The sequence below is a fragment of the Lactobacillus helsingborgensis genome (assembly GCF_000970855.1).
Lineage (GTDB): Bacteria > Bacillota > Bacilli > Lactobacillales > Lactobacillaceae > Lactobacillus > Lactobacillus helsingborgensis.
Genome location: NZ_KQ034047.1, coordinates 11,814 through 29,489, shown reverse-complemented (window position 1 = coordinate 29,489; position 17,676 = coordinate 11,814). Strand labels below are relative to the sequence as shown.

14 protein-coding genes and 1 pseudogene are annotated in these 17,676 nt (G+C 35.3%); 9 read left to right on the top strand and 6 right to left on the bottom strand.

The genetic code is table 11. The features are described 5' to 3' along the window. Positions 1-200: 200 nt before the first annotated feature. The 3 genes from JF73_RS06020 to JF73_RS06010 form a co-directional block, all read right to left on the bottom strand. A complete protein-coding gene (locus tag JF73_RS06020) occupies positions 201-458 on the bottom strand; it encodes a helix-turn-helix domain-containing protein (protein WP_046327432.1) in 258 nt (85 codons plus the stop codon). 79 nt (positions 459-537) lie between these two features. Continuing rightward, on the bottom strand, positions 538-1,506 hold the full coding sequence (rsgA, locus tag JF73_RS06015) for a ribosome small subunit-dependent GTPase A (RefSeq protein WP_052059664.1): 969 nt from the start codon (positions 1,504-1,506) through the stop codon (positions 538-540). A 65-nt stretch (positions 1,507-1,571) separates the two neighbouring features. Then, positions 1,572-3,197, bottom strand: a complete 1,626-nt coding sequence (locus JF73_RS06010) for an ABC transporter ATP-binding protein (RefSeq protein WP_038523502.1) — start codon at positions 3,195-3,197, stop codon at positions 1,572-1,574. A gap of 110 nt (positions 3,198-3,307) precedes the next feature. On the opposite strand from JF73_RS06010, the gene JF73_RS06005 reads away from it, so the two are divergent. The 3 genes from JF73_RS06005 (at position 3,308) to JF73_RS05995 (ending at position 7,782) form a co-directional block, all read left to right on the top strand. After that, positions 3,308-3,505 carry a hypothetical protein gene (locus JF73_RS06005; RefSeq protein WP_046327431.1) on the top strand — a complete coding sequence of 66 codons (198 nt, stop codon included), beginning with the start codon at positions 3,308-3,310 and terminating at the stop codon, positions 3,503-3,505. A gap of 199 nt (positions 3,506-3,704) precedes the next feature. After that, entirely contained in the window at positions 3,705-6,647 is a 2,943-nt protein-coding gene (locus JF73_RS06000) for a lantibiotic dehydratase (RefSeq protein ID WP_038523497.1), read from the top strand. Continuing rightward, positions 6,631-7,782 carry a lanthionine synthetase LanC family protein gene (locus tag JF73_RS05995; RefSeq protein ID WP_038523494.1) on the top strand — a complete coding sequence of 384 codons (1,152 nt, stop codon included), beginning with the start codon at positions 6,631-6,633 and terminating at the stop codon, positions 7,780-7,782. The genes JF73_RS06000 and JF73_RS05995 overlap by 17 nt, the downstream gene beginning before the upstream one ends. A 182-nt stretch (positions 7,783-7,964) precedes the next feature. Here JF73_RS05995 and JF73_RS09630 read toward each other — a convergent pair. The 3 genes and pseudogenes from JF73_RS09630 to JF73_RS05975 form a co-directional block, all read right to left on the bottom strand. Continuing rightward, positions 7,965-9,341, bottom strand: a pseudogene (locus JF73_RS09630) (IS3 family transposase). 113 nt (positions 9,342-9,454) lie between these two features. Next, complete coding sequence (locus JF73_RS05980; protein WP_046327429.1) at positions 9,455-9,859, bottom strand: GNAT family N-acetyltransferase; 405 nt, start codon at positions 9,857-9,859, stop codon at positions 9,455-9,457. Positions 9,860-10,130: 271 nt separating this feature from the next. Beyond that, a complete protein-coding gene (locus tag JF73_RS05975) occupies positions 10,131-12,056 on the bottom strand; it encodes an ABC-F family ATP-binding cassette domain-containing protein (protein ID WP_046327428.1) in 1,926 nt (641 codons plus the stop codon). Between the two features lie 330 nt (positions 12,057-12,386). Between JF73_RS05975 and JF73_RS05970 the strand changes: the two genes are divergently transcribed. From JF73_RS05970 to pcp, 6 genes are all read left to right on the top strand, one after another. After that, on the top strand, positions 12,387-13,025 hold the full coding sequence (locus JF73_RS05970) for a redox-sensing transcriptional repressor Rex (protein WP_038523483.1): 639 nt from the start codon (positions 12,387-12,389) through the stop codon (positions 13,023-13,025). A gap of 180 nt (positions 13,026-13,205) precedes the next feature. Next, a complete protein-coding gene (groES, locus tag JF73_RS05965; RefSeq protein ID WP_038523480.1) occupies positions 13,206-13,490 on the top strand; it encodes a co-chaperone GroES in 285 nt (94 codons plus the stop codon). Positions 13,491-13,509: 19 nt separating this feature from the next. Next, positions 13,510-15,141 carry a chaperonin GroEL gene (gene groL / locus JF73_RS05960; protein ID WP_038523477.1) on the top strand — a complete coding sequence of 544 codons (1,632 nt, stop codon included), beginning with the start codon at positions 13,510-13,512 and terminating at the stop codon, positions 15,139-15,141. 132 nt (positions 15,142-15,273) lie between these two features. Continuing rightward, positions 15,274-15,942: a DUF969 domain-containing protein gene (locus JF73_RS05955; RefSeq protein ID WP_038523474.1), complete on the top strand. Its 669-nt coding sequence runs from the start codon at positions 15,274-15,276 to the stop codon at positions 15,940-15,942. Positions 15,943-15,950: 8 nt separating this feature from the next. Further along, entirely contained in the window at positions 15,951-16,874 is a 924-nt protein-coding gene (locus JF73_RS05950) for a DUF979 domain-containing protein (RefSeq protein WP_038523472.1), read from the top strand. An 18-nt stretch (positions 16,875-16,892) separates the two neighbouring features. Next, positions 16,893-17,540 (top strand): pyroglutamyl-peptidase I, encoded by a 648-nt coding sequence (pcp, locus tag JF73_RS05945; RefSeq protein ID WP_046327427.1) that lies wholly within the window; start codon positions 16,893-16,895, stop codon positions 17,538-17,540. Positions 17,541-17,676 lie beyond the last annotated feature (136 nt).

The following is a 17,676-nucleotide window of genomic DNA, read 5'->3' as shown; positions in this document are numbered from 1 at the left end:
AGCTGCTGTAGCCTTCTTTGAGCAAGTTAAGCGCCTGTAATTTTTGTTTGACGGTAAATTTAACCATAGTAAAACCCTTCAGATGGATTTTGGTCCAATCTAGAGGGTTAACTTCGCCTTGAACATCTTATGGGTTTATTTTATTTAGTAAAAGTGACTTATAAGTAATTCAACTAACTATTCGGAATATTGTAAATGTATTAAGCAGGGACTAAACCAATTTTTAATTTCAATCCCAAACCAAGTGCGTATCTATTCAGTGTTACTAAGGTAGGGACAGAATCCAACATTTCTAGTTTGGCTAGCTGAGGTTGCTTTATATTTATCCTTTCAGAAAATTCTTTTTGTGAAATGTGATGTTTAATCCTTTCGGCATAAAGCTCAGCCATAGTATCAATAATTACTTTTTCATCTTCTGGAATTGATGAAAAACTATCTTCAATATCATTAAGTTTCATTTTGATTACGGCCTTTCTAACCAATCATCTAAAAGTCTAATTTGTTTCTTAGTGTAATAATTTAGTAAAATAAATTATATTATTTTTTGTTTCTTTTTTCGAAATTGATATAGCTTTGATAATGTTCTTCAGTTATGGTGCCTTCTTGAACGGCTGCTTTGACAGCGCATTTTGGCTCTGACAGGTGGCTGCAATTTCTAAATTTACAATTCTTTGCTAAGGCTTCAATATCATTGAAGACTGCTGGATTGCTTTTTTGCGCTGTACTGTTAATAGCCTTAAATCCGGGAGTATCGATGTAATAAATATCTAAATCAGGCAGTGCATTAAGGGTGATACTTGTTGTAGTATGCCTGCCTTTTTGATCGCCGCTGCGCACGTTACTAACCTTGTTCACATCTTTACCTGCTAAATTATTTAATAAAGTTGATTTACCTACACCAGAAGCTCCCACTACTGCAATAGTATGCCCTTTAATTAGCATTTTTTTAATTTGCTGTATAGTTTCCGGCAGATATGCAGAAACCGTTCTAACTTTTAAAGTAGGATAAGCTTGACCAATTTTGTTTTTTATCTCCTTATATTCAGTTATATGATCAGCTTTTGATAATAAAATTATTGGATCGCGATCAGATATACGAAATGTTTCTAAATAGCGCTCTAGTTTTTCTATTGTAAAACGCTGATCAACAGCAATCATTACCCAAATTTCGTCAACATTGGATGCAAGGAGTTGCTTTTGGCTTTTAACGTGCCAGCTTTTTTCAGCACTGCTGGTTACCTTAGAGAGTATATTATCTCGAGGGTAAACTTTAGTGATTTTACCTTCAATTGGCGAATAACTAACGTAATCTCCGACTATTATTTTGTCTATTCCTAATTTTGTCAAATTTGTATGAGCCAAATTAACAGTTAACAAATCGCCATGCTGGTTTGCTAAAATGACTTTCTTGCTAAAATTGTTGATTACCCGATAAATTTTGTTGTCTGATAAATTGTTTTTTAAAATGAATGTTTTTATTCCAAAATCAACATTTCTATTTTTCAAATTGCTACCTCTAATTATTTAAAACTTTTAATTTTTAATATTACCTGCAAAAATTGTCTATTAACTTACTCAGCATTGTTAAGTTCGTTAATGCTAATGATTTGATCAGCGAGGCGGGCCGTTTCATCCTGTAAATGATGCGTGACCATGATCACGGTCTTGTTTTGCTGGCTCAGAATCAGCATTTCTAAGGCATTGCTGGTTTCCTTGTCTAGTGATGAAGTCGCCTCGTCCAGTAAATAAATCGGCGTGTCGCGGAGTAGTTGGCGCGCGAAAGCAATCTTTTGCTTCTGGCCGCCAGAAAGAGACGTGCCCCTGGCGTCTAGGACAGTATCCAGTCCCGCCGGCAGCTTTTTGATCATGCTGGCCAATCCGCAGGCGCGGATTATGCTATTAAGCTTTTCGGTGCTCACTTCCTGCCCCAATGTTAGGTTCCACTTTACACTCGCGTTAAAAATATAAGGATCTTGCTCAACGTAGCCGATCTTTTGGTGCAGTTGCCGGTCAGATAATGCGCAATAATTTTGTCTGTCCAAGAATAATTCACCGTGATAATCAGTAAGCAGCCCGCTAATCAGCTTTAACAGCGTGCTTTTCCCACTGGCCGAGTCGCCAAGCAGGACATATTTTTGATGCGCGTTAAAGGTAAAAGTTATATTAGTAAGAACAGCTCTGTCTTTTTCCGGATAAGCATAGGACAGATTCTTCAGCTTGATGCTGGGGGAGTCGGCGGCAGTAATTGCATTATCTTCCTTTTGGCTGCTTTGCCTGATACTTTGCAGCTTATTCATTATCGGTTTGAGCGACTTGAACTCCTGCCAATTAAAGCTGATCCCGCCCAGTTCGGCAAAAATTATCCCGGCAAAGTATTGCGCGCCGCTAATTGTCCCGATAGGTGTCAGGTGCAGCAGGATCAGCAGCCCGCTTTGTGCCAGAATGAGCACCTGGCTCAGGGCCGAACCCAAGTCGGTCAGCCACTGCGATTTGCCTGCTGCCTTGGTGTAAGCCGCGGCGTGTTTCTTAACGTCACTGGATGCGTGGTCGATTTTAGTAATTATTCTGTGCGGCAAATTGACCAAAAACAGGGTATTAAAACCGTCAAGGATATCGGTGACGGTGTTAACGAGCCGTTCGTTTGCGCGGGTTAGCGCCAGCGACCTGCTGGCCATTGATTTTGCAAAAAAACGCGGCAGAAGCAGCACAATGACTGCCAAAAGCAGGGTCACAATAAGCAGGCTGTAATGAAAGTAGGCCAGCGTTATGGATCCCATGATAATCTCACTGACTTGCTGGATAATCATGAGCAGATCACCGATGCCGTATTCGTTGATGGTCTGAATATCGTTAGTTAGCCATGATGTGTAGGTCGCCGTAGTTTGACGATGAAATGAACTGTAGCTTGAATTAGCCAGGCTGCGGGCGACATCGTTCCTAATGAGCGTGTCGATATCCTGCCTAAGGTAAGTCGAAGCCAGTTGGCAGAAGTAGCCTACGAGCGCGAAAAAGATGTTAGCGCCGCCCATGACTATTATCCAGGTGAAAAACTGCCTGCCATTTAGGCGCGCAACAGCACTAAGGGCATTAGCGCTGGCAATGCCGCTTAAAGTTAGAAGCCCGGCCTTGGCAATCGTTAGAAAGATAACCAGGCAAAAGGGTAATTTTGCTTTCTTGAAATAATGGAATAGTCCCATAAATACCACCTTAAAAATATAATAATTTTAATATTAATTAAATTTATTATATACAATTTGTTTCTAATGTCCTAATATTAATTTAATTAAATTTAAAGGAGGATGTAAAAATGTCAGAAACTCAATTATTAGAAAAGTTGGATAGTATTAAACGTGATGATGTAAAGTTAGATAAAGTCTCCTTAGTAATTCGTTTTGAAGGAAATGGTAACCTTTTATCGAAAAAGGATGATGATTTTTATGATGCTCATACTGGCGGAATGTCAGGTGGTGGTTCTTCGATACAGCACTGTACTCCGCCATGGTAGGTATATAGCAGGGTGTAAAAATCAATAATAATTTTATATTATTCACATTTATGAAGTGAAAATATCAATTTTAATGTTAGAATGGTGATACTTTATAAACGAACTGACAACAATTAATTTGAATCTCGAAATAATAGAAAGCTAATTCGGGGGTTAGATCAAATTAAAAGTTGTCAGTTTTTTGTTAAAGGTGATTATTATGTATATAAAGAAAAACAATGGTTTTATAGTAAGAGCTGCAAACTTTTCGAAAAGTAAACGAGCATTGGTGTTACTTAATGAATTTTCAGAGGCGAAAGAATATGAGTATAAGGCTTTATTAAAGAAAGTAAGCATGCTACCTGATATAAAAGAAGCGATAATGGTAGCATCTACTTCTCTTTTTAAAGCAATTTCTAATGTTGATAGTTTAAATGATAAAAAGCTAAAATCAACTTTTTTCTCAACATATGAGTATTTAAAAAGAGCTGTTAATAGAGCGACACCATTTGGAATTTTTTCTTCCGTATATAAAAATGCTGATTATATTCAAAAAGCTAATAAAGAAAATTTTATTAGACATGTTAGATTAAGCCCGGAATGGTTACTTGCAGTCTATAGCGATGTAATTGATCAAATCTATTTGTTTCCTAAACAAAAGATATCACTCAGTGCGTCGGCCATTATAAAAGGAAATTATTTAATAAATTATATTATTGGAGAAAATCCTGTTTTTAAGGATCATGAAGAGATCAGATATCAAAAAAATGCTATTATACAAGCTATTATACGGATTTTTGATACTGATGACCATCCTTCAGTTATACAAATCATTTCTACATTATTATCTTCAGTTAAAAACATTAATATAAATAGCGCTATAAAGATTTTAAAACAATTAATGATAGAACGATTATTAATTGGTGAACTGTATCCATTAAGAGGTTTTGCCCTTTCTGAATTTGAGAGATATATACAAAATATAGAAAAATTGGGGAATCGCTTTTCTATAATAGATGATCTAAAGCAAGTATTATCTTTAGGTGAGGAATATGAAAAAAAGGGTGGAAGTGAAAGATATATAAATTTATTTTGTATTATGAGTGATCTACATGATACTAAGGAAAAAATCATAGTAGATTCCGAAGGAATTAACAGGGAAAATATAACTAATAATATAAGCGATTCAAATATAAAAGATATAAAAAATTTGGCAAATTTCTTATATCATAATGCGCAAACAATACCGGGCTATGATTCTATGATTTTAAATGGATTTAAAGAAAGATTGGCTGAAAGATACGATTATGACCATTTTGTTTCGCTTCTTCAAGTTTTTAGTGAAATGGGATCACCATATTATGACGTAAAATATAGCCAAAAATATCTAAATTATCAAAAAAGGTTGTCAGCTTGGATAGCAACTAATATAGCGTTAAATACAAAGAATAATGAAATACATCTAGAAAATTTTACTGATATTAATTTATCTACAAGTAAATCTTATCCAGAGTATACAGACCCATCTTTTGATTTAAATTTTTACTATTACAAGTACCAAAAACAGGATTTATTTATCTTAGGCCAAAATCCTTCATCTCTTTTAGCCAATGATTTTAATGGTCGTTTTAGTTACTTTTTGTATCCTAATATAAAAAATATAAAAGAAAAAAGCTATTTTTCATCTATCCAGTATATACCTAAAAATAATAAAGTTGCTAATATTTATTATAATAAATTACGCTATACAAATAATATTATTATTAATGGATATAATAATAAAGATATATCTGTATCAAAAATATATATTTCAGTGAATAAAAATAATAAGATAGAATTTGTTGATGATAAGGGCCAGTTTCTTGCTTTTGATCAACAGAATATGGCAAATCCAAGTTTTGAAAATGATATAGTGCGTTTTATTATTACCGCAACATGCCCTAATTTGGAAGTAGAAGAATTTATTACTCAATTAAGAAGTTTTTCCGGATTGTACAGAAAAAGAATGGTTTATAACAGTATTGTTGTAGCACCAGCTTGTTGGAAAATTCCCAAAGCTATAGTAAAAGATAGTGTTAATAAAGTTCGATCTACGTTAAAAGAGCTTAATGTACCAAATTTAATTAATTTAGTACATTTGGATAGAATTTTACCTTTAGATTTAAGGTCAGATACAGATGTGCTTTTGTTAATCAAGTATCATAAAGATAAAAATAATATTGAAGAAAATTTGTACTTAGAAGAAAGACTTGATAAATATGCAAATTCTTTTTTCGAGGTAACTATACCTTTTCATTCTGACAATATGAATAATAATTTGACTAATAAAAAGAGTTGTCATGCAAATCATGAAGATGAATCAAAGCGATATCCTTCTAATTGGTTTTATGTGAAATTGTATTTACCAAAAGGGGAAGGAAACAATTTTATTACTTCAGAAGTATTCAATTTTATTAACAGTAATAAAATTAGATACTGGTTTTTTATTAGATACACAGATCCAAAATTTCATATACGCTTCAGATTTAAATATAGTGATAAAAGAATAATTAACCAGGCCTTAGAATGGATAGAAAGTTTACGGAGTAAAGCAATTATAGATGATTACCAAATAGTCCCATATTATCGTGAATTAGAAAGATATGGTGGTGCTGAAATTTATGATAATATGGAAAAGCTGTTTATGTTAGATTCTATATGTATTGTTGAAATATTAAAGACTGTTAAGCTAAAAAAATTAAATAATCTTCAAAAAGATACTATTGTTTTATGGCAATTAAAAGAAGTTTTAAAATCAGTATTAATTAATCCAGATATCAAATTAAAAGTTCTGAGAACAAAAAGCCTAAAAGATAAGGAATTAAAGAAAAAGTTTAAAGCTTTAGAAAATTTTATAGCGCAAATTGATTATCATGAAATTAGTGAGATTAGTGGAATAACGAAACAAATGATACAGCAAATAAATAATATTTTAACTAAACGAATATTGGATAGTAATGTATCTAATACTACTGTGGAAGATTGGCTGGATAGTATAATTCATATGCATTTTAATAGATTAAATGGTGCGGCTAGATTTGAAGATGAGATGAGAGCACAAGAGTTTAGGCTATTACGCCAATATTATTGGCTTCAGGAGAATGATAATGAAGGAAACAAATGAGCTTCTCGGTATTTATTTATCTGAAGTAGGCAAAAAAAATGATTATCTAAGAGAACATTACACAATATTAGATGGCTTTCCTGGAGTTATGCTAGCTTTAGCACAATTTTATATCTTAGAAAACAATAATGAAATAAAAAATAAAATTGAACTTTTGGCATGCAATTATCTAAATGACTTAAACAATTACGAGATACATATTTCTTCCTCGACGTCTGGATTATTGACAGGACCATTAGGAATATCTGCTGTAATAGATATTTGGGCACAAATTGGTGAGGAAAAAATCTTTTGGAATGAGTTGAATAAGAGGTTTTATAAATCTATTGAATTTCTACTTGATTTTTGGTCAACAACGAATATAAATGATCTTCAAAGTAAGTTTAAAGGGGATTGGATATTTGGTTTTCCTGGAGTTTTAACTTATATTTGTAACTGTAAGATTGCGCATCAAAATGAAATGAAATATTGGCGGTTTAAAAAAGCAGTGCAAAATATATGTAAAAATGACTTATTCAAGTTTAAAGTCTATGATAATTTTAGCTTAAAAAATTTAGGAATGGCACATGGTACAAGTGGCATTATTCTTTCAATTCTAGAGTATGAACTAAGTTTTTTAAACAATATCGATATTACAAATAATACATATTTGTGGTACAAAGATGTATCTAAATCAATAATTAATTGTATTGATCGATATACAAATGATAGTTACGACTTCTATGATTTTCTACCAAATAGTGGAAATAGACTTCAAACCTCTTGGTGTAATGGACTTTGTGGTCTGTTACCCTTAGCCAGTATAATGGAAGATAAAAAAATATTATATAAAATAGCAGAGTTCTTAAATAAAATTACTCCATCTTCAATTAATTCTATTGATGAAGGCATTTATTGTATATGTCATGGTTTTGGAAGTATAGAATATGCTAAATATTATTTAAATAATTCACATTTAGATATGTCCTTATTTAAATTCAAAAATTATTGTATATTACCTGATATTAATAAAACAAAAGAAAATGATATAGGTTTTTTATCTGGTTTGGGTGGTTTTCTAGCACTAAATGCAAGTATCATAAAGAAACAAAGGTGTTGTTTTGATTGGATGCTTGGTATGAATGATTTTTTTTAATTCGTTTATACAAATACATAACGTATTATTGACTTTCTATCATAATAAATTTTATGAATGACTAGAACAATTACCGTTTAGAGAGCGCGCAAAACTATTACAAAAAATTATAGATATACAAGAATAAGGTCTGTCAGTTGTGCAACGAATGGAGTACAACTAAAAAGTTAGACATTTTATCATTACGCAATACTCAATGCACGGTTCCGATATTTAATCGGAGTCGTGTATTTTAGTTTGTTTGATCTTCTGATATGGTTGAATCAGTAAACGTATTCAGCGAGAATTGCTTTCATTTGTGCCAACGAAGCAATTTTGACCTGGTTGAGCTTCTCTCGGCGCATTATCGTGGCAGTTGCCCTTACGCGACATGCTTTGCTTGATCTTCATCTGGCACAGTCGGGCCTGATAGCCGTTGTTGCGGTATTGAAAGCCCTGATCTGAATACAAAATAGGCTGGGCTGTTTCAGGCAGTTTTTGCTTGAGCTCTGCCAGCATGTCATAAACCAGCCTCATGTTAGGCGAATAGCTGACTTGACAAGCCAGTATTTCCAGTGAGGCCTCATCAATGACCGGTGAAATATAAACCTTTTTGCCTGAAGTCAGCTTGTATTCGGTAATATCCGTGTGTAAGACGTGGTAGGGTCTGGTTTCATTAAACCGCTGCTTTAAAATGTTTTCCTTGATTACGCCTGCAGGGCCCGCATAAGAACTGTAGCGTGCAGTGCGCCTGCTGTAGACTCTGGTCTTTAGTCCCAGCTGCCGCATCAGCTTGCGCACGGTATTGGGCGCATAGCTAAAGCCTTGATCTAAGAGTGCACCATGCATACGTCGATAACCGTAAGTCTCATCACTTTCTTGGTAGAAGATAGACTTGATTACGCCTTTAACAGCAGCGTATTTATCTGATCGGTTCAATCGGTGACTGCGGTTGTCGTAATAAGTTTTGCGGTTAAGGTGCAGCTTATTGAGCAAGACCTTTAACGGCAGCTGAGGTCGTTCAGCCCGAATCTCCACGGCTATTCTGGTTTTTTGCCGGTTGGTAAGCGCGGATATCGGGCAGCCACTTTTTTTAGGATCAAGTTATTCAGCTCTAAATCGGCTTTTTGCGCCTCTAGCTCAGCGACTTGTTTGCGTAATTGTTCAACTTCGGTTAGTTTCTTAGCAGGCTTAAGCTTCTTCTGTCGCTTCTTCTTTGTCATAGTTGGTGGCCTCCCCTTAGGCTTTGGGAACAACCCAGCATAGCCTTCTGCTTGATAAAGCTTTAACCACGCCTGCACTTGCGATGAATTAAGCTTAAAAACAGCGGCCACCTTGTGTATTCCCATGTGATGTTCATGATAGAAGCGTACCACATTTAACTTGAATTCAGGCAAATAAGTTTGTCGGGTGTGAGTAACCTTTAAAGCGGCTAAGCCATGTTTGCGGGCACGTTCTGCCCAGGCCCTAATCTCGGTATGATCAATGCCGTATTCGCGTTCTAGTTTAGCTAAAGAGGTTTGGTGGGATAAGTATTTACTGCAAATTTCCATTTTCAAAGCAGTTGAATATTTAGTCATGAAAAAAGTGCTCCTAATAGTCAGATTAATGTCTAACTATTATGGAGCACTTCACCAATCTAGAGGGTTAACTTCAAAGACACATCATTTGGATGTGCCTTTTTTATTATCTCTTAAAAATCTTTGTAAAAAGCAATCAAATCGTATTTATCGCACGGATTAAAATTACAACTCTCATAAAACCTGCGCGTTTTAACGGTATTTTCTGTCAGCAAAACTTTCTGTCTGACAGAATTATATTTCTTTAATATGCTATTCATTAATTTCGTACCAATTCCTCGTCTTTGATAAGCAGGATTAACCAGTAAATCTTGGATATAAATGATGGTCAAACCATCACCAACTACTCTGATTAATCCAACTAACTGGTTTTGATCATAAGCGCCAATAGCAAAAAGCGAATTTGCAACTGCCTTTTGCAGTTGCCGAGGATTTTGTGTATAGGAACTCCAACCAACGCTTGTGTATAAATTTATAAGTTGTTCCATAGCGATATTTTTGTCAGCTATATATTTCATTTTTATTCCTCCTTAATTAATTAATAATTAAAGAGCGAAACGTAATTTTTCCATATGCACCTCCCAATTTATTTTTATAAAGCCAGTAAAATTATTATCTTTAAGTTTAAACTACTGTGGTTTTAAAGCAACACTACATTTATCAAGTTTTGCAAACAAAAAATTAATTAATAGTTAGCAAAGTAATTTACTGTAGATTGAAATATAGAAATAGTAAACAAGAAGGCTGATTTATTCCTATTTTTGTTGCGTTTCCTAAATATTGATTATTTTAGTCAAAGCTATCCAGTTCAGTCAGTGCCTTTTCCCAAGCATCATTTGCCTCAGCGAGCTGTTTTTGCGCTTCAGTAAGCTGCTCCTGCAAAGGACCTAATTTGTCGAAGTTGGTAGCAATTTCAGGATCAGCCATTTGATTTTGAATATCTTTTTGCTCTTTTTCTAATTCCTCAATCTTGTTTTCGGAATTCTCAACCGCTCTTTGTAATTTACGTTTTTGTGAATCACGGAGCTTTTGTTCTTGATAGGACAATTTGTTTTTATTTTTTTCGGGATCAATGACAGTTGTGTCTTCATTAGCAGACGTACTTGCAGAAACAGCATTTTGCTTAGTTTTCTCGTTTAAATAATAATTATAATCACCCTCATAAACTTGTGCATTGCCGTTTTTAATCTCTACAATTTTATTAGCTAATTGATTGATAAAATAACGATCATGGGAAACAAATAACAAAGTGCCGTCAAAATCTTGCAATGCTTTTTCCAAAACTTCCTTGGCTTCAAGATCCAAATGGTTCGTAGGTTCATCCATTAGGAGAAAGTTGTTGTGTTCAAGTGATAATACAGTTAACGTTAATCTCGCTTTTTGACCACCAGATAATTGTCCGACAGTTTTATCAATATCTTTTGCGGTAAATAAGAAGCTAGCTAAAATTGAACGAACATCACGTTCAGGCATCGTTTTATGTCTGTCCCAAACGGTATCAATCACAGTTTTAGTAGGATCAAGGAGTTGCAATTCTTGGTCATAGTAGCCAACGTCTAGTGCAGCTCCGTATTTAATTGAACCATTCTGAGGCTTTAACTTTTTCATAATGGTTTTGAGCAAAGTTGATTTACCGATACCATTTTGACCGATCACTGCTACGCGGTCGCCTTTATTTATTTGTAAGGAAATATCGTGCACCATTGTTTTTCCCGGATATCCAATGGTCAGATTGCGTAAAATTAACACTTCTTTGCCTGAAGGTCGCTCACTTGTGAAATTAATACGCACTTTATTCTTGTGCTTTGGGGGAGTGATCCTGTCCATTTTTTCTAATTGTTTACGGCGGCTCTGAGCTCTTTTGGTGGTTTTAGCTCTGACGATATTTTTTTGTATAAATTCCTCGTCTTTTTTGATTTTTTCTTGTTGCTTTTCGTAAGCTTCTTCTTGTTGCCGGTTGCGCAGTTGGCGTTCTGCTACATATGCGGAATAATTGCCTTTAAAGACAGTTAATTTGCCAAACTGCAATTCAAAAATTTGAGTTGCTAAATTATCCAAAAAATATTGGTCGTGGGAAACCACCAAGATAGCTCCAGTATAGCTTTTTAGGTAGTTTTCGAGCCAATCTAATGTGTCTAAATCAAGGTAATTGGTCGGTTCGTCCAATAACAATAGCGGTGGTTTACGCAAAAGCAGCTTCACAAATGCCAGTCTGGTTTTTTCTCCTCCAGAAAGGCTGCCAATCTTTTTGTGCCAAGTTGCTTCTGGGAAGTTGAACCCGTTTAAAATACTTTTAATATCCGCTTGATAGGTATATCCGCCTTGTTGTTCAAAGTCGAATTGCAACTGGTCGTATTGTTTTAACAATTCTGCATTTTGGGGACTTGCAGCCATTTTCTTTTGTAAATCTGCTATTTTTTGGCTCATATTAATTAAAGGGGCAAATACACTGAGCATTTCTTCCCAAATAGTTTTACTTTCGCCTAAAGCATTTTCCTGAGCAATATAACCCACAGCGATATTTTTATTGATAGTGAATTCACCATGCGTGGCTTCTTCTTCACCGGTCATAATCTTAAGTAATGTTGTCTTACCAACACCATTAGGTCCAATAAGACCTATTCTTGCATTCGCGTCAATTGAAAAATTGACATTTTTAAATAACGTATTGGCACCAAATTGTTTTTCTAAATCGTGCCCTTGTGCAATTATCATAATTTTTCACCTAGAAACCATTTTAGCATACTGACTAGATTTCTTGTGTGAGAGTTTTGAAGGTTAATATAAAAAGAATTACTGTTTGTGTTTAGTTGACACAAAGCTAAGAAAGAATTGTCATTATGCAAATTCGCTATTATTGAGAGCATTGCTGAAAATAACATGGTATAGATTTTTGCTCAAAATATGTTATTTGTAGCTAAAAAGCGTTAGATTGTGAAAAAAACATTTGCAAATGGCATAAATTTATAGGTAGAATAATAGTAATTGCTGAATAATTCACAAAAACGAAATATATACTATACTTAATCAATTGGAGGCTTTTAAATGGAAAAGATCAAGATACCCACAGCAACGGCTAAAAGACTGCCTTTATACTACCGCTATTTAATTATTTTGAATGAAGCTGGTAAAGAAAAAGTGTCATCGACTGAATTGTCAGAAGCAGTTCAAGTTGACAGTGCTTCAATTAGACGTGACTTTTCCTACTTCGGTGCTTTAGGCAAACGAGGTTATGGCTATGATGTTAAGAGCTTGCTTTCTTTTTTCAAGAAGATTTTAAATCAAGATACTTTGACTAATGTCGCTTTAGTTGGAGTTGGTAATTTGGGGCATGCCTTACTGAATTACAATTTTAAACGTACTAATAATATCCGTATCTCTTGCGCATTTGACATTGATCAAAGGATCACGGGGAAAATACTGAGTGGCGTTCCGGTTTATGAAATGGGGGAGTTAAAAAAACAACTTAGTGATCAACAAATCTCTATTGCTATCTTAACTGTACCTTCTGCCACTGCGCAAAAGACGGCTGATGACATGGTTGAAGCTGGTATTAGGGGGATTATGAATTTTACTCCTATTCGTTTATCTGCTCCCTCCGGCATTAGAATTCAAAACGTTGACTTAGCCACTGAATTGCAAACTCTTATTTATTTTCTTGATTCTGATAAAAACAATAAATAATAGTAATCATACCAAAAAGTTATTAAACAAACGAATTAGCACTTTAAACAAAAAAGTGCTAATTTTTTCTTGCATTTTTTGGGAAAAGGGGTTATTATCATAGATGTAAGTTAGCACTTGATGAGCAAGAGTGCTAACGGCACATTAAATTAACAAAAATTAATTGTAGGAGGGACAAACGTGTTACAACCAATTGGTGATCGCGTGATCGTAAAAGTTAAAGAAGAAGAAGAAAAAACTGTAGGCGGAATCGTCCTAGCTTCTAATGCTAAACAAAAGCCAACCGAAGGTGAAGTTGTTGCTGTCGGTGAAGGTAATTATGCTGAAAATGGCAGTAAAATACCTATGACTGTTAAGGAAGGCGACGTTGTTTTATACGATAAGTATTCCGGTACAGATGTTAAATACGATGGTGAAAAATATTTAGTCCTTCATGAAAAAGATATTTTAGCAATTGTTAAGTAATTAAGGAGCGCATAAAAATATGGCAAAAGATATTAAATTTTCAGAAAAAGCAAGACGTTCCCTATTAAAGGGCGTTGATAAATTAGCTGACACTGTTAAGGCAACTATTGGTCCTAAGGGTAGAAACGTTGTTTTAGAGCAATCATACGGCAACCCTGACATTACAAACGATGGTGTAACTATTGCCAAAGCAATTGAGTTAAAAGACCACTATGAGAACATGGGTGCTAAGTTAGTTGCTGAAGCAGCACAAAAAACTAATGATATTGCCGGTGACGGTACTACTACTGCTGTTGTTTTGACTCAAGCAATTATTCGCGAAGGCATGAAGAATGTTACCGCTGGTGCTAACCCTGTAGGTGTTCGTCGTGGTATTGAAAAAGCTACTAAGGCTGTAGTTAACGAATTACACAAGATTAGTCACACTGTTTCTTCAAAAGACCAAATTGCCCAAGTTGCTTCTGTATCTTCAGCTTCCAAAGAAGTTGGTGATTTAATCGCTGATGCAATGGAAAAGGTTGGTAATGATGGTGTTATTACTATTGAAGATTCACGTGGTATTGAAACTGAATTGTCAGTAGTTGAAGGTATGCAATTTGACCGTGGTTACCTGTCACAATACATGGTAACTGACAACGACAAGATGGAAGCTGATCTTGACAATCCATATATTTTAATTACTGATAAGAAGATTTCCAACATCCAAGACATTTTGCCATTGTTACAAGAAATTGTGCAACAAGGTAAATCATTACTGATTATTGCTGACGATGTTTCAGGCGAAGCTTTACCAACATTAGTTTTGAACAAGATTCGTGGTACATTTAACGTTGTTGCTGTTAAGGCTCCTGGCTTTGGTGACCGTCGTAAAGAACAACTGCAAGATATTGCCGCTTTAACTGGTGGTACAGTAATTACTGATGATTTAGGACTTGAATTAAAAGATACTAAGATTGATCAATTAGGTCAAGCTCGTCGCATTACTGTTACTAAGGATTCAACAACCATTGTTGATGGTTCTGGCTCTGATGAAGCTATTAAAGATCGTGAAGATTCTATCAGAAAGCAAATTGAAGAAACTACTTCAGACTTTGACAAGAAGAAACTGCAAGAACGTTTAGCTAAATTAACTGGTGGTGTAGCTGTTATCCATGTTGGTGCTGCTACTGAAACTGAATTAAAAGAACGCAGATACCGTATTGAAGATGCTTTGAACTCAACCCGTGCTGCTGTTGACGAAGGTTACGTTGCCGGTGGTGGTACTGCATTAGTAGATGTTAAAGATGCAGTTAAAGACCTTAAAGGTGATAATGCCGATGAACAAACTGGTATCAACATTGTTTTAGAGGCATTGACTGCTCCAGTTCGTCAAATCGCTGACAATGCCGGTGAAGACGGCTCAGTTATCTTGAACAAGCTTGAAGGTCAAGATAATGAAGTTGGTTATAACGCAGCTAATGGCAAATGGGAAAACATGGTTGAAGCCGGAATTATTGACCCAACCAAGGTAACTCGTACTGCTTTACAAAATGCTGCTTCAATTGCTGCTTTGCTTCTGACTACTGAAGCAGTTGTTGCCGAAATACCAGAAGATAAACCTGCTGCTGATCCAAGTGCAGGCGCAGGTGCTGGCAATCCAGGTGTAATGTAATCTAGTTTTTATTAGTTATTTAATAAATCCTACTAGCAACCCTGTGGGGCTTGCTAATAGGATTTTTATTTTTTAAAATTAGTTTTAAAAATTTAATTATTAGTCAGGATTTTTCACTAGAAAGGAAAATTAGTGGAATATTTAAGTTTATTAGGTGTTGTAGTAATAGTGGTAGGCTTTGCTTTTGGCCTTGATACAATCGCTGTTGTCGTAATTTCCGCTTTAGTTACTGCATTAGTTTCAGGAATAGATTTTACTTCTTTTTTAGCTATCTTAGGTAAAGGTTTTATGGATAACAGAATGGTTTCACTGTTCTTTTTAACATTACCTACAATTGGCATTTTAGAAAGACATGGTTTAAAGCAGGCAGCAGTTAACCTCATTCAAAAAATGAAGAAATTAACTCCTGGACGTATTTTTGATATTTACATGGCAATCCGTGAAATTGCTGGTGCTTTTGGTATTTCGCTGCAGGGTCACGTGCAGTTCATAGCACCCTTGATAAATCCTATGGCACAAGCTGCCGGAAAAGTTAACGGTGAACTAACGCCACTTGAAATGGATAAAATCAAGGGAAGAGCTGCTGCCACTGAGAATTTTGGTAATTTCTTTGCCCAAAATCTCTTTGTGGCCTCATCTAGTGTTTTACTTATTTCAAGTACGATGAAATCACTAGGACACCCAGTTAGTCCATCAGGAATAGTTTTATACACATTTCCAGTAGCAATTATCAGCTATATTCTATGTTTGTTTTACAATCACGCTTTTGACAAAAAGTTAATGAAACATAAAGAAAAATAGGAGAAAAGATGGATACTTTAATTAATAATATTTTATTAGCCTTCTATATTTTAATCGGCCTCTTCTTTTTAGCTGCTGCTATTGAATCTTGGCGTGATGAAACTAATCCTGTTCGTTGGGGTACAGGAGCATTCTGGTTCTTATTTGCCGTACTGTTTTGTGCCGGGCAATGGCTGCCAAATGCTGTCAACGGCGGTCTCATTCTGGTAATTGCTTTATTGTCCTTGTTTAAGCAAGTGCGTGTTGGTCATATAAAAAGTTTAGATGAAAAAGTGGCTACCAAAACTATTAAGCGTATTGGTAATTGGATTTTCTTACCTAGTATTTTATTAGCCGTATTGGCTTTAGTAATTGCTCAATTTACTAACTTAGGTGGGCAAGTGGGAATTGGCGTTGCTGCAATTGTTTCTTTAATTGTTGCCCAATTTCTAACCAAATCGAATGGCAAAGTTGTTTATGAAGATACACAAAGAATGGTTCGTTCGGTTGGATCTGCAGGAATTTTGCCGCAATTGCTTGCTACTTTGGGAGTTGTATTCACAGCTTCCGGCGTGGGACAAGTAACTGCTAAAGCCATTTCCGGTCTTTTCCCAATTGGAAATCACTTATTAGGAGTGACCTTGTACTGTGTTGCTATGGCATTATTTACGGCAATTATGGGCAATGCATTTGCCGCCTTTGCTGTTATTACTGCTGGTATCGGTATTCCTTTTGTTGTGGCTCAAGGCGGTTCGCCTGTAATTGTTGCCGCTTTGGGGATGACATCGGGTTATTGTGGTACTTTGTTGACTCCTATGGCAGCTAACTTTAACACTTTGCCAGTTGCGCTGATGGAAATGAAAGATCAGTTGGGTGTAATTAAGCAACAATTTCCAATTGCAATTAGTATGCTGATTATTCAGATTATTCTAATGTATGTTCTGGCATTTTAAATAGTAAGGAGAAAAATAATGAAGATTTTAGTCACTGGATTTGATCCGTTTGGTGAAGACGAAATTAACCCTGCAATAGAGGCAGTAAAAAGATTAGATGATGAAATTGCGGGTGCCCAAATAGTTAAATTGGAAATTCCTACTGTTTTTGGCGAATGTGCTGATGTGGTCCACGAAGCAATTCTTAAGGAAAAACCCGACTATGTTTTAAATATCGGTCAAGCTGGCGGTCGTTTTGCGTTGACCCCTGAGCGTGTAGCTATCAATTTTGATGATGGTCGTATTGCTGATAATAAGGGTTACCAACCAATTGCTACGCCAATTCACGAAGACGGACAAAACGCTTATTTCACCCAACTTCCAGTTAAAGCAATGGCCCGGGCAATTCGAAACGCAGGCTTACCAAGTTCTGTTTCTACTACCGCTGGTACTTTTGTCTGCAACCATATTATGTACCAAGTTCAATATATGATTGATAAGGAATTTACTGATCTTAAAGCTGGCTTTATGCATATTCCTTATTTGCCGGAACAGGTTGTAGCTAAACCGGAAACTCCTTCTCTAAGTTTGGCAGATGATGTTAAGGGGATCACAGCTGCTATCGGTGCAATTGTAAAAATGGATGGCAAAAAAGATTTGCAAAGTATTGAAGGTCATATTGCTTAAAGGCACTTTTAAGTGATTACAAAAATAAAAATCTAACAAAAGAGATCGTTTTAACTACGGTCTTTTTTCTTTTAACGTTTAGTTTAGCGTATAATAATAACAGTAAACCAGAAAAGAAGAGGAATAATTGTGAAAG

What these genes read in the sequence shown, in the direction of transcription:
- JF73_RS05950 (WP_038523472.1), top strand. Translation starts at nt 15,951, where the DNA reads ATGGATACTTTAATTAATAATATTTTATTAGCCTTCTATATTTTAATC.
- pcp (WP_046327427.1), top strand. Translation starts at nt 16,893, where the DNA reads ATGAAGATTTTAGTCACTGGATTTGATCCGTTTGGTGAAGACGAAATT.
- JF73_RS05975 (WP_046327428.1), bottom strand. Translation starts at nt 12,056, where the DNA reads ATGATAATTGCACAAGGGCACGATTTAGAAAAACAATTTGGTGCCAAT.
- JF73_RS05970 (WP_038523483.1), top strand. Translation starts at nt 12,387, where the DNA reads ATGGAAAAGATCAAGATACCCACAGCAACGGCTAAAAGACTGCCTTTA.
- JF73_RS05995 (WP_038523494.1), top strand. Translation starts at nt 6,631, where the DNA reads ATGAAGGAAACAAATGAGCTTCTCGGTATTTATTTATCTGAAGTAGGC.
- JF73_RS06000 (WP_038523497.1), top strand. Translation starts at nt 3,705, where the DNA reads ATGTATATAAAGAAAAACAATGGTTTTATAGTAAGAGCTGCAAACTTT.
- JF73_RS06010 (WP_038523502.1), bottom strand. Translation starts at nt 3,197, where the DNA reads ATGGGACTATTCCATTATTTCAAGAAAGCAAAATTACCCTTTTGCCTG.
- JF73_RS06005 (WP_046327431.1), top strand. Translation starts at nt 3,308, where the DNA reads ATGTCAGAAACTCAATTATTAGAAAAGTTGGATAGTATTAAACGTGAT.
- groL (WP_038523477.1), top strand. Translation starts at nt 13,510, where the DNA reads ATGGCAAAAGATATTAAATTTTCAGAAAAAGCAAGACGTTCCCTATTA.
- JF73_RS06020 (WP_046327432.1), bottom strand. Translation starts at nt 458, where the DNA reads ATGAAACTTAATGATATTGAAGATAGTTTTTCATCAATTCCAGAAGAT.
- JF73_RS05980 (WP_046327429.1), bottom strand. Translation starts at nt 9,859, where the DNA reads ATGAAATATATAGCTGACAAAAATATCGCTATGGAACAACTTATAAAT.